13 protein-coding genes are annotated in these 14,002 nt (G+C 72.4%); 6 read left to right on the top strand and 7 right to left on the bottom strand.

Annotated elements, in window-relative coordinates; all coding sequences use genetic code 11:
• Window positions 1-100: 100 nt before the first annotated feature.
• From ligA to AB0J39_RS12740, 3 genes are all read right to left on the bottom strand, one after another.
• The gene (gene ligA / locus AB0J39_RS12750; protein ID WP_363463777.1) at window positions 101-2,284 is read right to left on the bottom strand and encodes an NAD-dependent DNA ligase LigA; all 2,184 of its coding nucleotides are present in this window, start codon (window positions 2,282-2,284) and stop codon (window positions 101-103) included.
• A 380-nt stretch (window positions 2,285-2,664) separates the two neighbouring features.
• Window positions 2,665-3,096, bottom strand: a complete 432-nt coding sequence (locus AB0J39_RS12745) for a hypothetical protein (protein ID WP_363463775.1) — start codon at window positions 3,094-3,096, stop codon at window positions 2,665-2,667.
• A gap of 223 nt (window positions 3,097-3,319) precedes the next feature.
• A complete protein-coding gene (locus tag AB0J39_RS12740) occupies window positions 3,320-4,324 on the bottom strand; it encodes a methionine synthase (protein ID WP_363463774.1) in 1,005 nt (334 codons plus the stop codon).
• A 19-nt stretch (window positions 4,325-4,343) separates the two neighbouring features.
• Here AB0J39_RS12740 and AB0J39_RS12735 point away from each other — a divergent pair, with 19 nt between their 5' ends.
• Window positions 4,344-4,976, top strand: coding sequence for an MBL fold metallo-hydrolase (locus AB0J39_RS12735; RefSeq protein ID WP_363463772.1), 633 nt, complete (start codon window positions 4,344-4,346; stop codon window positions 4,974-4,976).
• 1 nt (window position 4,977) lies between these two features.
• Here AB0J39_RS12735 and mnmA read toward each other — a convergent pair whose 3' ends face one another.
• Window positions 4,978-6,063 (bottom strand): tRNA 2-thiouridine(34) synthase MnmA, encoded by a 1,086-nt coding sequence (gene mnmA, locus AB0J39_RS12730; protein ID WP_363463771.1) that lies wholly within the window; start codon window positions 6,061-6,063, stop codon window positions 4,978-4,980.
• Between the two features lie 76 nt (window positions 6,064-6,139).
• Here mnmA and AB0J39_RS12725 point away from each other — a divergent pair, with 76 nt between their 5' ends.
• The 3 genes from AB0J39_RS12725 (at window position 6,140) to AB0J39_RS12715 (ending at window position 8,770) form a co-directional block, all read left to right on the top strand.
• Window positions 6,140-7,180, top strand: coding sequence for a DUF695 domain-containing protein (locus AB0J39_RS12725; RefSeq protein ID WP_363463769.1), 1,041 nt, complete (start codon window positions 6,140-6,142; stop codon window positions 7,178-7,180).
• Window positions 7,181-7,298: 118 nt separating this feature from the next.
• Window positions 7,299-8,219, top strand: a complete 921-nt coding sequence (locus AB0J39_RS12720; RefSeq protein WP_363463767.1) for a Rieske 2Fe-2S domain-containing protein — start codon at window positions 7,299-7,301, stop codon at window positions 8,217-8,219.
• 14 nt (window positions 8,220-8,233) lie between these two features.
• Complete coding sequence (locus tag AB0J39_RS12715) at window positions 8,234-8,770, top strand: hemerythrin domain-containing protein (protein ID WP_363463766.1); 537 nt, start codon at window positions 8,234-8,236, stop codon at window positions 8,768-8,770.
• Window positions 8,771-8,826: 56 nt separating this feature from the next.
• On the opposite strand, the gene AB0J39_RS12710 is transcribed toward AB0J39_RS12715, so the two are convergent.
• On the bottom strand, window positions 8,827-9,981 hold the full coding sequence (locus AB0J39_RS12710) for a cysteine desulfurase family protein (RefSeq protein ID WP_363463764.1): 1,155 nt from the start codon (window positions 9,979-9,981) through the stop codon (window positions 8,827-8,829).
• Window positions 9,982-10,084: 103 nt separating this feature from the next.
• Here AB0J39_RS12710 and AB0J39_RS12705 point away from each other — a divergent pair, with 103 nt between their 5' ends.
• Together AB0J39_RS12705 and AB0J39_RS12700 are read left to right on the top strand one after the other, a co-directional pair.
• Window positions 10,085-10,576 (top strand): TetR/AcrR family transcriptional regulator, encoded by a 492-nt coding sequence (locus tag AB0J39_RS12705; RefSeq protein ID WP_169984248.1) that lies wholly within the window; start codon window positions 10,085-10,087, stop codon window positions 10,574-10,576.
• A gap of 137 nt (window positions 10,577-10,713) precedes the next feature.
• Complete coding sequence (locus AB0J39_RS12700) at window positions 10,714-11,925, top strand: MFS transporter (RefSeq protein ID WP_363463762.1); 1,212 nt, start codon at window positions 10,714-10,716, stop codon at window positions 11,923-11,925.
• A gap of 286 nt (window positions 11,926-12,211) precedes the next feature.
• Here the strand turns inward: AB0J39_RS12700 and AB0J39_RS12695 are convergent, their stop codons facing one another.
• Both AB0J39_RS12695 and AB0J39_RS12690 read right to left on the bottom strand, forming a co-directional pair.
• Window positions 12,212-13,165, bottom strand: a complete 954-nt coding sequence (locus AB0J39_RS12695) for an electron transfer flavoprotein subunit alpha/FixB family protein (RefSeq protein ID WP_363463760.1) — start codon at window positions 13,163-13,165, stop codon at window positions 12,212-12,214.
• An 11-nt stretch (window positions 13,166-13,176) separates the two neighbouring features.
• Window positions 13,177-13,956: an electron transfer flavoprotein subunit beta/FixA family protein gene (locus tag AB0J39_RS12690; RefSeq protein ID WP_363463759.1), complete on the bottom strand. Its 780-nt coding sequence runs from the start codon at window positions 13,954-13,956 to the stop codon at window positions 13,177-13,179.
• Between the last annotated feature and the right edge of the window lie 46 nt (window positions 13,957-14,002).

Raw genomic sequence — 14,002 nt, 5'->3', positions numbered from 1 at the left:
CGTTGGCGCTGCCCTGTGCTCCCGCCGGCGCTGCCCTGTGCTCCAGCCGGCGCTGCCCTGTGCTCCCGCCGGCGTTGCCTCGGCTTCCCCAGGACGCGGGTCACTCCTCGGGGGTGACGGCGGCGGCGCGGGCGGCGTCGGGGCCCTCGCTCAGCAGGGTGTGGAAGCCCTCCTCGTTCAGGATCGGGACGCCGGCCTTGACCGCCTTGTCGTACTTCGACCCTGGGTTGTCCCCCACCACCAGGAAGCTTGTCTTCTTGGAAACCGATCCGGTGACCTTGCCGCCCCTGACGGTGATGGCCTCGCTCGCCTCGTCACGGCTGAAATCCGACAACGTCCCGGTGACGACGAACGTCAGCCTCTCCAGCGGACGCGGCCCCTCGTCCTCGGGCGACTCGTCGGCCATCCGGACACCGGCGGCCCGCCACCTGTCGACGATCTCCTGGTGCCAGTCGACCGCGAACCACTCCTTGATGGTCGCGGCGACCCGCGGGCCGATGCCCTCCACGGCCGCGAGCTCCTCTTCCGACGCCTTGGCGATGGCGTCGATCGAGCGGAACTCCGCGGCGAGCGCGCGGGCCGTGGGCGGCCCGATGTGCCGGATCGTCAGCGCCACGAGCACCCGCCACAGCGGCTGGTCCTTCTTCTGCTCCAGCTGCTCGAGGATCAGCTCGGCGTTCTTGCTCGGCTCTCCGGAGATGTTGGCGAAGAAGGAGACCACCTTCGGCTCGCCGGTCTCCGGATCGGTCTTCGGCAGCCCCGTGTCGGGGTCGCGGACCACCGACCTGATCGGCAGCAGCTTCTCGACGGTCAGGTCGAACAGGTCGGCCTCCGTGCGGACCGGCGGCTCCTGCGGCGGCAGCGGCTGGGTCAGCGCGGTCGCCGCGACGTAGCCCAGACCGTCGACGTCGAACGCGTTGCGCCCGGCCGCGAAGTAGATCCGCTCGCGCAGTTGCGCGGGGCAGGATCGGGCGTTCGGGCAGCGCAGGTCGGCGTCGCCCTCACGCTCGTAGGCCAGCTCGGTGCCGCACTCGGGACAGTGCGTGGGCATCACGAACTCCCGCTCGCCGCCCTGCCGCAGGTCCACGACCGGGCCGACGATCTCGGGGATGACGTCGCCCGCCTTGCGCAGCACCACGGTGTCGCCGATCAGCACCCCCTTGCGCGCCACCTCCGAGCCGTTGTGCAGCGTCGCACGCTCGACGGTGGACCCGGCCACCACCACCGGCTTCATCACGCCGAACGGCGTGACCCGGCCCGTCCTGCCCACGCCGACCTGGATGTCGAGGAGCTTGGTGGTGACCTCCTCCGGCGGGTACTTGAACGCGATCGCCCACCGCGGAGCCCGGCTGGTCGAGCCGAGCTGCCGCTGCACCGGGATGCGGTCGATCTTCACGACCACGCCGTCGATCTCGTACTCCGGGTCGTGGCGGTGCTCGTTGTAGAAGGCGATGAACTCGCGGATCTCGTCGAGGCCCTCGACCACCCGGTAGCGGTCGCTGACCGGCAGGCCGAAGTCGCGCAGCCGCTCGTAGACGGCCGACTGGGTGGCGGGCGGCGGACCGCCGCCCTCCCACTTCCCGACGCCGTGCACGATCATCCGCAGCGGGCGCTGCGCGGTGATCCGCGGATCCTTCTGCCGCAGCGAGCCGGCGGCCGAGTTGCGCGGATTCGCGAACGGCGGCTTGCCCGCGTCCATGAGCTGCTCGTTGAGCTTCTTGAAGCCCTCGACCGGCAGGAAGACCTCGCCGCGCACCTCCAGCAGGTCGGGGACGCCGTCCCCGGTGAGCCGGTGCGGCACGTCGCCGAGCGTGCGGATGTTGGGCGTGATGTCGTCGCCGGTGCGCCCGTCGCCCCGGGTCGCGCCGCGCACCAGGCGGCCCTTCTCGTACATGAGCGCGACGGCCAGGCCGTCGATCTTCAGCTCGCACAGGTAGGGGCCGGGGTCGGCCTCGATCAGCCGCTCCGCCCTGGCCTGCCAGCCGGCGAGGTCGGCGTCGTTGAAGGCGTTGTCGAGGCTCTCCATGCGCTGGAGATGGGTGACGGGAGCGAACTCGGTGGAGATCGGCGCCCCCACCTTCTGGGTGGGCGAGTCGGGCGTGCGCAGATCGGGATGCGCCTCCTCCAGCGCCAGGATCTCCCGCATCCAGCCGTCGTACTCGGCGTCGCTCACCGTGGGCGAGTCGAGCACGTAGTAGCGCCAGTTGGCGTCCTCGAGCAGCTCCGTGAGCTCGGCGTGCCGCTCCCGTGCCTCGGCCGGCGCGCTTTCGGCACTCCCCGTGATCCCGGCGGCGCCCGTCACACTTTCGACCTCGCTCGCGGCCTCCGCGTGCCCGTCCGCCGCGTCCCCGGGCGTGGCGCCGTCGAGCTCGTCAGCCTCGTAAGCCCTGTCGGTCACGTCGCCCGTCTCCCCTCGTCAGACACCCAGGGCAACCGTATCTCCGGCGACCGACAGTTCGCGCAGGACGGGGGCGGGAGCCGCGCCGAGGACGTGGGCGGCTCCCGCCGGACCGCTCGGCGAGAGGGCCGCTCCAGACCGCGCGGCCCCTCGTCTCATTGAGCGATCGAGAATTACGGTAGACCGCTTGCAGCCCACTTTCATTCCTTTTTGTCCGGGTGTACTCGGGCCGGTCTCCGTGGATGGGGAGGGGACCGGCCCGAGGGTCATCCTCCCTGGGTCCAGACCCGCTCCCAGCGAGAGCACTTGCCGGTGACGCGGGTCGCGCTGCCCCGGCAGACCATGGCCTTGGCGAGCAGCATGTACCCGGCGTTCACCGTGAACCTGCGCGGAGTGGACTGAGAGCAGTTCCGGTAGGTCGCCGTGCGGTACTTCCCGCGGTCGGTCAGCCACTTGATCTTCACCCACGAGCAGGTCTTCGCCCCGCCCGCGTCGTAAAGGTCGCCGACGATGCGCAGGCCCGACGAGCCCGACCGGACGTGCCCGTTCGCCCAGCCCCTGGTGTCCGAGGACGCCGTCGGTCCCCACTTCCAGGTCTCCGCCGCGGACGAGGCCGAGGCCTGCGCGGGAGCCGCGGCGAGACCGGCGGCCAGAGCGGCGGTGGCGAGAGGGAGCAGAAGGCGCGCGGCGCTTCGCATGGGGTCTTCTCCTGAACGTCCGAACTTCCAGCACGTCAAGAGATACGTGACAAGGCTTGTGAATCACTTGGGGATGAGCTGGGAGGCCGCTTGGATCGCTCGTGGCGGCCCTGCTTCCGCCCGCACTCCCCGCGCCCTCACTTCCCGCGCCCGCAAGCCCGGCGCACGCGCACGCCGCGCCCGCACGCCCGGCGCACGCGCACGCCGCGCGCCCGTACCGGCCTCACTCGCCGGGGTCCTCGCGCAGCACCAGGGCCGCCTCCCGGCACCGGGCCAGCGCCGCCCTGGCGTACGCCGGAGAGGCTCCGGCCAGGCCGCACGCGGGAGTGAGCACGACCTGCGCGGCGAGCCTCGCCGGTGCGAAGCCGAGCCGCCGCCACAGCTCCACCGCCGGCTTGGCCACCACGCCGACGTCGGCGAGCCGGGAGTCGGTCCCCGGCACGACGCCGAGGAACAGCGCGAGCCCCTTCTCGATCGTCTCCCCGATGGCGTCCTCGTCGCGGCGGCGCAGCAGCGCGGCGTCCACGGACACGCCCCGCGCCCCCGCCGTACGGATGACGTCGTACGGCACACCCGGCGCGCAGCAGTGGACGACCGGGAAGGCGGGCCCGAGCGCGGAGAGCACGGTCTTCAGCCGTTCGGCCGCGATCGGGGACTCCACGGCGCGCAGCCGCCCGAAGCCGGACGCGGTCGGCACCGTGCCCGCGAGCACCCCCGGCAGCCCCGGCTCGTCGATCTGGACGACGAGCTCGGCTCCCGGGATCCGGCGCCGGATTTCCGCCACGTGCTGCGCCAGGCCCTCGGCCAGCGACTCGGTCAGGTCGCGTACGGCTCCCGCGTCGGCGAGCACCTTGTCGCCGTGCCTGAGCTCGATCGCCCCGGCGAGCGTCCACGGTCCGCACGCCTGGATCTTGAACGGCCCCTCGTAGCCCTGCGAGACCTCCTCCAGCCCGTCCAGGTCGCGGGTGAGGTGGTCCCTGGCCCGTTTGAAATCCCGTCCCGGCCGGTCGCTGAGCCGCCAGCCGGACGGCTGCACCTCCACGGGCAGCTCGACCAGCAGGGACGCCGTACGCCCGATCATGTCGGCCCCGACGCCCCGGGCGGGCAGCTCGGGGAGGTAGGGCATGGGAAGTTCGCCGAAGGCCGTCCTGACCGCCTCCAGATGGTCCTCGCCCGGATAGGACCCCACCCCGGTTGCCGTGGCCTCGTTCCACGGATACTCACTCACGGTGACTAGCTTAAGGACTATGAAACTCACCAAACTCGGTCACGCGTGCTGGCGGCTGGAGAAGGACGGCCGGACCCTCGTCATCGATCCCGGCGCGTTCAGCGGCGCAGGGCTCCTCGACGGGGCGGACGCCGTGCTGATCACGCACGAGCACTTCGACCACGTGGACGTGAATCTGTTCAAGGACGCCAGCCCGGACCTGGAGGTGTACACCTGCCAGGCCGTCGCCGACCAGCTCGGTCAGGTCCCGGCGAAGGTCCGGGTCGTCACCCACGGGGACGCCTTCGACACGGCGGGGTTCCACGTGCGGACGGTCGGCGAGTGGCACGCGCTCAACCTTCCCGACGTGCCGCCCGTGCAGAACGTCGGCTTCTTCGTGGACGACGAGGTGTTCTACCCCGGTGACGCCCTCACGCCGCCGGGCGCCGAGGTCCCCACACTGCTCGTGCCGACCAACGCGCCGTGGCTCAAGGGGGCGGAGATGATCATGTATTTGCGCTACGTCCGTCCCGCGCGGGCCTACTCGACCCACGACGGGCTCGTGAACGACATCGGCGCGACCCTGATCGACAACTGGCTCGGCATGGAGGCCGGAAAGCAGAAGGCCGACTTCCGCCGGATCCCGGTCGGGGAGTCCGTCGAGCTCTCGTAGTTCAGCCGGCCGAGGCGATCGTGGCGGAGCCGATGACGACGTCGCCGTCGTACAGGACGGCGCCCTGGCCCGCCGCGACGCCGGTCGCCGGGCGGTCGAGCTGGATGTGCAGCTCGCCGCCGGACACCTGGGCGCGGCAGCCGTACACCTCGCCGTGCGCCCGCAGCTGCACGGTGCAGGTGATCGGCTCGTACGGCTCCGGCAGCGGCCCGTTCCACACCGGCCGCTCCGCCGCGATGGAGGTCACCTCCAGGGATGCGCGCGGACCGACCGTGACCGTGTTGGACACCGGCTCGATCGACAGCACGTAACGCGGCCTGCCGTCGGCGGCCGGCCGGTCGATGTGCAGGCCCTTGCGCTGCCCGACCGTGAAGCCGTACGCCCCCTGGTGGCTGCCGACCACCCGGCCGGTGAGCGCGTCGACGATCGGCCCCTCCGACGCGCCGAGGCGCTCGGCGAGGAACGCCCGGGTGTCGCCGTCGGCGATGAAGCAGATGTCGTGGCTGTCGGGCTTGTCGGCGACGGTCAGCCCGCGCCGCGCGGCCTCCTCGCGCACCTGCGCCTTGGTCGAGCCGCCGAGCGGGAAGATCGCGTGCGCGAGCTGCTCGCGGGTGAGCACCCCCAGCACGTACGACTGGTCCTTGGCCTCGTCGACGCTGCGCCGGAGCACACCGTCCTCCAGCCGCGCGTGATGGCCGGTGGCGACGGCGTCGAAGCCGAGCGCGAGCGCCTTGTCGAGCACCGCCTCGAACTTGATCTTCTCGTTGCACCGCAGGCAGGGGTTCGGGGTGCGGCCGGCGGCGTACTCGCTGACGAAGTCCTCGACCACGTCGCGGTGGAACCGTTCGGCCATGTCCCACACGTAGAAGGGGATGCCGATGACGTCGGCGGCCCGGCGGGCGTCGCGGGCGTCCTCCAGCGTGCAGCACCCGCGCGCGCCCGTGCGGTAGGACTGCGGGTTGGACGACAGCGCCAGATGGACGCCGGTCACGTCGTGCCCCGCCTCGGCGATCCGGGCGGCGGCCACCGCGGAGTCGACCCCGCCCGACATGGCGGCGAGGACACGGAGCTTTCCTGTGGGACCCATAACACATCGAGGTTACCCCCCACGGGAGCGCGCCCGCGTTGGCATCGGGGCGGGCGGGCTGGGAGGATGCGGGGTCATGCGACTGTTCGGGCGCAAGAGCGAGTCCGCCGACCCCGCCGAGGCCATCGCGGAGTTCTGGACCTGGTGGGACCAGGCCCGTCCCCAGATCGACGCGTACGTCGAGGCAGAGGACCCGGAGGCCCTGGCCGAGGTGATCGGCCCCGCCGTCACCGCACTCCATCCCTCCCTCGTCTGGGAGATCGCCCCCGGCCGCATGGCCGTGCACGCCCTGGTGGTCAGCGCGTCGAACGACCCGGAGCTGCGGCCGCTCGCCCACCGGTGGGCCCTGGCCGCGCCGCCGGCGGACGCCATGTGGGAGTTCTATCCGTCGCGGCAGGCGAATCCGCAGGCCGCGGACCTGACGGTCGACGTCGGCGGGCGGGAGTTCGGGCTCGACCGGCTGGTGGTGGCGCTACGCGTGCCGCCCGGCACCCCGCGCGTGGACGTGACCGCCTTCCACCCGATCTTCCCCGACGTCGACGACGACACGCGGACGGAGGCGACCTTCCTCGCGCTCGACTGGCTGCTGGGCGAGGACGAGGTGGCCCGGTGGCTGGGCGAGATCGTGGCCGCGGAGTTCGAGCCGATCGACGCCCTCCCCGCGGTCCACCTGCCCTCCGTCGTCGCCGACGTGGCGGATGGCTTCAAGGAGGAGCAGTGGGCGCTGCTCGAAGGCCACACCGCGACCGGCGGCCGGCTGACCGCCGCCGCCCGCTATCCCCTCAGGCCCGTGGACTTCCCGCTGTTCGACCAGCACATCGCCGTCACGCTGCCGTACCGCGAGGCCGACGGCGACGGGCTGCCGGCGGGGGCATCCCTGGACGCGCTGCGCGACTTCGAGGAGCGGCTGACCGGCCGGCTGGCCGAGGCCGGCTCGGCCGTGCTGACGGCCCACATGAGCGCCGACCGCAGCCGGGTGCTGCACGTGTACGCCGATCCCGCGGCGGCCGTGCCGCCCGTGGTCGAGGAGATCGCCGCCGAGTGGAAGGAGGGGCACGCCCGCGTCGACGTGGCCGAGGACCCCTCCTGGAGCGCGGTGGCCCCCTTCCTGACCTGAACCGGATATTCGGCGCGTTTCACCGCATACGGAGCGGGCACGTCGCAGGAGCACCGCGCGGGCGTGCGCCCGCGTTCCACCCGTTCCCGCAGGCCGCGGGCCGGATTGGGGTTCGGACATGGCTCAGCGCGCACTGGACCGGCTGCCGAACGCGATCGAGGGTGACGGCCGCCTCGACCGGCCGGGGCACCGGCTCGAACAGGGCCTCGCGTTCACGGAGAACCTCCTCGGGATAACCGGAGGGCGCGCCCGCGGCGTCCTGCACGGCGTCTGGCTGGGGCACCCCCTCCATCCGGTGTTCACCGATCTCCCCATCGGCTGCTGGACGACGGCGCTGGTCCTCGACCTCACCGGGCAGAGGCGGGCGGCGCGCGCGGCCGTGGGAGTCGGCATCGCCGGAGCGCTGGCCGCGGCGGTGACCGGCCTGCACGACTGGCAGCACACGCATGACGACGCGCGGCGCGTCGGGATGGTCCACGGCACACTCAACACGCTCGCCCTCGGCCTGTACGGGGTGTCGTGGTGGCAGCGGGGCCGGGGACACCACCTGCGCGGGCTGCTCGCCGCCCTGCTCGGCTATCCCGTGATCATGACGAGCGCCTTCCTGGGCGGCACGCTCGTCTACCGTCACCGGATCGGGGTCGACCATACGGACGAGAGGCTCGAACCCCGCCACTTCACCCGCGTGATGGCCGAGCGCGACCTGCCCGACAGAAGCCCGCATCGGGCGCGGGCCGGGGCCGTGGAGGTCGTCCTGGTCCGCGCGGAGGGCCGCATCCACGCCCTGCAGAACGCCTGCCCGCATCTGGGCGGCCCGCTGTCCCAGGGCTGGCTCAGGGACGGCTCCCTCACCTGCCCCTGGCACGGCTCCCGGTTCGAGCTGTCCAGCGGGGAGAGCCTGAACGGCCCCGCCACCGCACCCGCGCCGTGCTTCCAGACCCGCGTACGCGACGGGTGGATCGAGGTGCGCAGGGCGCCGGCCGTGACCACCGCGGCGCCCGGGAGCGCCCTGGTTCACCAGCAGGAGGTGCAGCCGTGAGGAGGAGGTCGCAGGTGCTCACGGAGGCCCCGGGAGTGCCGGCCGAACAGGGGCGGAAGACGGCGACACGGGTGCTCGTGGAGCACCACGAGGTGGTGCGGGGGCTCATACGGCGCCTGCGGGAGACGCCGCGTTCCCAGCTCGGACGGCGGCGCGCGCTCACCGGCGAACTGTTCGACGAGCTGTGGATGCACGAGCGGATCGAGGAGGCGATCTTCTATCCCGCCCTGCGCGACGTCACCCCGGCCCTCGCCGCGGCCTGGTCCGAGCACCGCCAGCTCACCGACCAGCTCGCTGCGCTGGTGCGCGCCGACCCGCGGACCGAGCGGTTCGACCGGGAGCTGGACGCGCTGCGCGACGTGCTGGAGTCGCACGCCCATCTGCACGAGGAGCGGCAGATGTTCCCGGAGATCGAGCGCTTCGCGGACGAGGAACTGCTCGTCGAGCTGGGCGACCGGCTCCAAGCCCGCCTGGGGCGGCTGCGCTCGTCACGGCGCACCCGGGCGGTCCTCCGCCTGCAGCGGGCGCTGCTGCGCCGTACGGCCCGGTAGGCGTACGGCCCGGTAGGAGGCGTACGGCGCAGTAGGCCTGCGGCGTGGCGGGCGGGTTATGACAGACCGGCACGCCGGGCGCGCTCGACGACGTGCCCGATGACGTCCGCGACCCGGTCGACGTCCTCCTCCACGGACGTGTGACCGAGGGAGAAGCGCAGCGAGCCACGGGCCCGCACGCCGTCCTGGCCCATCGCCAGCAGCACGTGGGACGGCTGGGCCACCCCGGCGGAGCAGGCCGAACCGGTGGAGCACTCCACGCCCTTGGCGTCGAGGAGCATGAGCAGGGCGTCCCCCTCACAGCCGGGGAACGAGAAGTGGGCGTTGCCCGGCAGCCGGTTCACCGGGTCGCCGTTCAGCACCACGTCGGGCACGGCCCGCCGTACGCGCTCGATCAGGTCGTCGCGGAGCGCCGACAGCCGCTCGGCCGTGGCGGGCTGGCGCGCGACGGCCGTCTCGACCGCCGCCGCGAACCCGGCGATGGCCGGCGCGTCGAGAGTGCCGGAGCGGATGTCGCGTTCCTGCCCGCCGCCGTGCAGGACCGGAACCGGGTCGACGCCGCGGGCCAGCAGCAGCGCACCCACGCCCACGGGACCGCCGACCTTGTGGCCGGAGACGGTCATGGCGTCCACGCCGGACTCGGCGAACGAGACCGGGAGCTGGCCCACCGCCTGCACGGCGTCGGTGTGGAAGGGGATGCCGTACTCGTGCGCGATTGCGGCCAGCACGCGCACCGGCTGCACGGTGCCCACCTCGTTGTTGGCCCACATGACGCTCACGAGCGCCACGTCGTCCGGGTCGCGGGCGATGGCCTCGCGCAGCGTCTCCGGATGCACCCGGCCCTGCTCGTCCACCTCCAGCAGCTCGACGCGGGCGCCGTGGTTGTCGCCGAGCCAGTGGGCGGGGTCGAGGGCGGCGTGGTGCTCGACCGAGCTGATCAGGATCCTGGGCCGCTTCCTCGCCCAGTAGAGGCCCTTGATGGCGAGGTTGTCGGCCTCGGTGCCACCGGCCGTGAACACGACCTCGCTCGGGCGGGCGCCGAGTGCGCAGGCGATGGTCTCGCGCGACTCCTCGACGACCCGCCGGGCGCGGCGGCCGGCCGCGTGCAGGGACGAGGGATTGCCGACCTCTCCGAGCTGGGCCGTCATCGCCTGGATCGCCTCGGGCAGCATCGGCGTGGTCGAGGCATGGTCCAGATACGCAGTTCCCACGACCCCTCCCTGACACGTATTCAGCCCACCAAGCGTATCCGGGTAGAGGGAGGACACCGATAACGTGTCGCGGCTGAACCGTCCAGACGGTACAGTAGGCGGCATGAGGAGGGACGAACTGCTGGACGCGGCCGAGGGCCTGCTTCAGGACCAGGGCGCCCAGGCCCTGACCCTGGCGGCGGTGGCCGAGCGCGCCGGCGTCAGCAAGGGCGGCCTCCTCTACCACTTCGCCAGCAAGGAAGCGCTCGTCAAAGGCATGATCGAGCGCCTGATCGCCGACTTCGACGCGCTGATCGAGGCGCAGTCGGAGAGCACCTACACCCGGGCGTACCTCGCCGCGACGTTCGAGGCCGTGGAGACCGGCCGGCTGCGACGATGGGCCGTGGTCACGGGCGCGGCCGGCGATCCCGAACTGCTCGCGCCGCTGCGCGGGGCGATGGCCCGCTGGATGCGGGACGGCCTGGACGACGAGCCCGATCCCCTGGCGTCCCAGGTCGTACGGCTGGCCTGTGAGGGCGTCTGGGAGGTCGCCACCCACTGTGCGGCGATCATCGACTACGCCGCGATCCGCGCCAGGCTGCTCGCCCTGTTGTAGCGCGGCCTGTGATCCCCTGAACACCCATTTGGTGGTCGCCCTTCCTTCCGGCCTTGCCGTGAAAGGGCGACCTGCTGGTGTCTGCCCGTAAATCCGGGCTCGGAAACCCACTTGACACACCTGGAAAGGAAGCTGTGATGACCCGCGCTTTGAGGAAGGCCCGTCACGGGGCAGTCCTCACCTTCGTCCTGGCCGGCCTGATGTGTGGAACTTTCACCGTGCGCCTCCCGGCGCTGGCCGACCGGCTCCGCCTGCCGGAGTCGTCGGTCGGGCTCACCCTGCTCAGCTGGGGGCTCGGCGCGCTGCTCACCATGCAGCTCATGCGCGTCGTCCTGGCCAGGTTCGGCAGCCGCGGCGTCCTGCGCGCGGCCGCCCCTCTGTGCGCGGCGTCACTGGTCCTCGTCGCGTTCGCGCCGTCCCTCCCCGTGCTGGCCGTGGCCGCCGCGTTGTTCGGCATGGCCTTCGGCGCGGTCGACGTCGGCATGAACGCCCAGGGCTCGGCCGTCGAGCGCGCGTACGGCCGGCCGATCATGAGCGGCATGCACGCCGGATGGTGCGTGGGCGCGATCTCGGCGGGCCTGCTCGGCACGGCGGCCATCGCCCTGGGGCTGTCCCTCACCGCCCATATCCTGGTCGTCGCCCTGGTGTCGGTGCCCGCCGCGCTGGCCCTCAGCCGCATGCACCTGCCCGATGCCGCGCAGCGGACGGCCGGCGCCGCGTCGTCCGCCCGCTCCCGGCGCAGGCTCCCCGGGGTCGTCTACCTGCTCGGTGCGATCACCTTCGCCGCGTTCATGGTGGAGGGCGTCGTCGCCGACTGGAACGGCCTCTACCTGATCGGCACGCTGCACGCCTCCGAGGCGGTCGCCGCGCTCGGCTATCCGGTGTTCGAGGCGGGCATGCTGCTCGCCCGGCTGGCCGGCGATCGGCTGCGCGGCCGCTACGGCGCCCGCGGGCTGGTCATGTTCTCCGGCGCCGCCACCGCGCTCGCGTTCCTCGCGGTCATCGCCGCGCCGGTGACCGTGGCGGCCGTGGCCGGGCTGTTCTTCATCGGACTGTCGGTGGCGACCATCACGCCGATGGCGCTGTCGCTGGCGGGGACCGCGACGCCCGAGCCCGGCCCGGCGATCGCGCAGGCGAGCGCCATGGGCTACGCGGGCCTGCTGCTCGGTCCCGTGATGATCGGCTTCCTGTCCAGCGCGGCGTCGCTGCGGGCCGCGATGGGCGTGGCGGTCGTCCTCGGCGTCGTCATCGCCGTGGCCGCACGGCTGCTGCCCGCGTCCCGTACGGAGATCGTCCCGCTGCCGGTGCGGGCGGGAGACGAGGAGACCCCCCTCCGCGCGGCCGCCTGACGCGTGGGCGATGCTCAGGCCTGATCCGCGGGGGCCCGGCGGGAGGTCAGGAACTCACGGATCTGGCTGCGGTTGTCCACGCGGTCCAGGCTGGGCGGCCTCCCAAGCGGCTGGGATGCCCTGGCAGCACACCTTTCGCCGGCGCCTTCCTCCCCACCTGACCGGCTCTTTCACCGGGCAGTGGCGCATAGAACGCGCCGGCGCCCGCCGGGTGACCTGACCCGGCGGGCGCCGTCGATGAGCCTCCGGTCCGTGCCGTGTGGACCCACGGCACGGACCGGACGCGTCACTTGCGCTTGTCGATCTCCTCGGTGAGCTGCGGCACGACCTGGAACAGGTCGCCCACGACACCGAAGTCGGCGATCTCGAACAGGGGCGCCTCGGCGTCCTTGTTGATCACGACGATGGTCTTGGAGGTCTGCATGCCGGCCCGGTGCTGGATGGCGCCGGAGATGCCGGCCGCGATGTAGAGCTGCGGGGACACGGTCTTGCCCGTCTGCCCGACCTGGAACTGGTGCGGGTACCAGCCGGCGTCGGTCGCGGCCCGCGAGGCGCCCACGGCCGCGCCGAGCGCGTCGGCGAGCTTCTCGATGATCGCGAAGTTCTCGCCCGAGCCCACACCCCGGCCGCCGGAGACCACGATCGCGGCCTCGGTGAGCTCGGGACGGGCGCCCTTCTCCTGGACGACCCGCTCGACGATCCTGGCCGCGCGGGCGGCGTCCGACAGCGCGACCTCCACCTTCTCCTCGGCGCCGGCCGCGGCGGCGGCGACGGGGGCCGTGCTGTTCGGGCGGACCGTGATGATCGGCATGCCCTTGGTCACACGGCTGTGGACGTTGACGCCGCCGCCGAAGATGGACTGCTCGGCGACGAAGCCTTCGCCGACGCCCACCGCGTCCGAGATCACACCGGAGTCCGTCTTGATCGCGAGGCGGCCGGCGATCTCCTTGCCCTCACCGGTCGCGGCGACGAAGACCGCGGCCGGGGAGCGCTCGGTCACCAGGTGCGCCAGCACCTCGGCCTTGGGCGCCGCCACGTAGTCGCCGATCTCGTCGGCCGCCGCCACGTAGATCTTCTCGGCGCCGTACTCGGCCAGCCTGGCCTTCGCGGCGTCGGAGTAGCCGGGGCCGGCCCATACGGCGGCCGGCGTGCCCAGCGACCGGGCCAGGGTCAGCAGTTCGAGGGTGACCTTCTTGACGTCACCGTCGACGTGCTCGACGAGAACCAGAATCTCACTCATCACGGGGCCCCTCAGATGAACTTCTTCGACGCGAGGAACTCGGCGGCCTTGGCCCCGCCGTCGCCCTCGTCCTTGATCACGGTGCCCGCGGCACGCGGCGGGGCGGCGGCGAACTCGACGACCTCGCTCCACGAGCTCGCCAGGCCCACCTGGTCGGCCGCGATCTCCGCGTCGGCGACGCCGAGCGTCTCGACGGGCTTCTTCTTGGCGGCCATGATGCCCTTGAACGACGGGTAGCGCGGCTCGTTGATCTTCTCGACCACGGACACGACGGCGGGCAGCGACGCCTCGACCTTGTCGTAGCCGTAGTCGGTGATCCGCTCGACCCGGATCGAGGTGCCCTCGACCTCGACCTTGCTGGCGAGCGTGAGCTGCGGGGCGCCGAGCCGCTCGGCCAGCATCGCGGCGAGCATGCCGGTGCGGGCGTCGGTCGACTCGGAACCCAGGATGACCAGGTCGTAGCCGATCTTCTTCAGGGCCTGGGAGATGGCGTAGGAGGTGCCGAGGGCGTCCGAGCCGTGCAGCGCGTCGTCGTGCAGGTGCACCGCCTTGTCGGCGCCCATCGCCAGGGCCTTGCGGATGGTCTCGGTCGCCTTGGCGGGGCCCATGCTGAGGACGGTTACCTCGCCTCCATGGGCCTCCTTGAGCCGCAGCGCCTCCTCGACCGCGTACTCGTCGAGCTCGTTCACGACGCCGTCGGCGGCGTCGCGGTCGAGCGTCTTGTCATCGGACCTCAGCTTGCGCTCGGTCGCCGTGTCGGGGACCTGCTTCACGCAGACGACGATGTTCATGGCCGGTGGCCGACCTCCCCTTTCCGTACGGCTGACGCCGCGGTTC

This window comes from Microbispora sp. NPDC049633 (genome assembly GCF_040675265.1).
Lineage (GTDB): Bacteria > Actinomycetota > Actinomycetes > Streptosporangiales > Streptosporangiaceae > Microbispora > Microbispora maris.
This window is presented reverse-complemented; position numbering and strand designations above follow the sequence as displayed.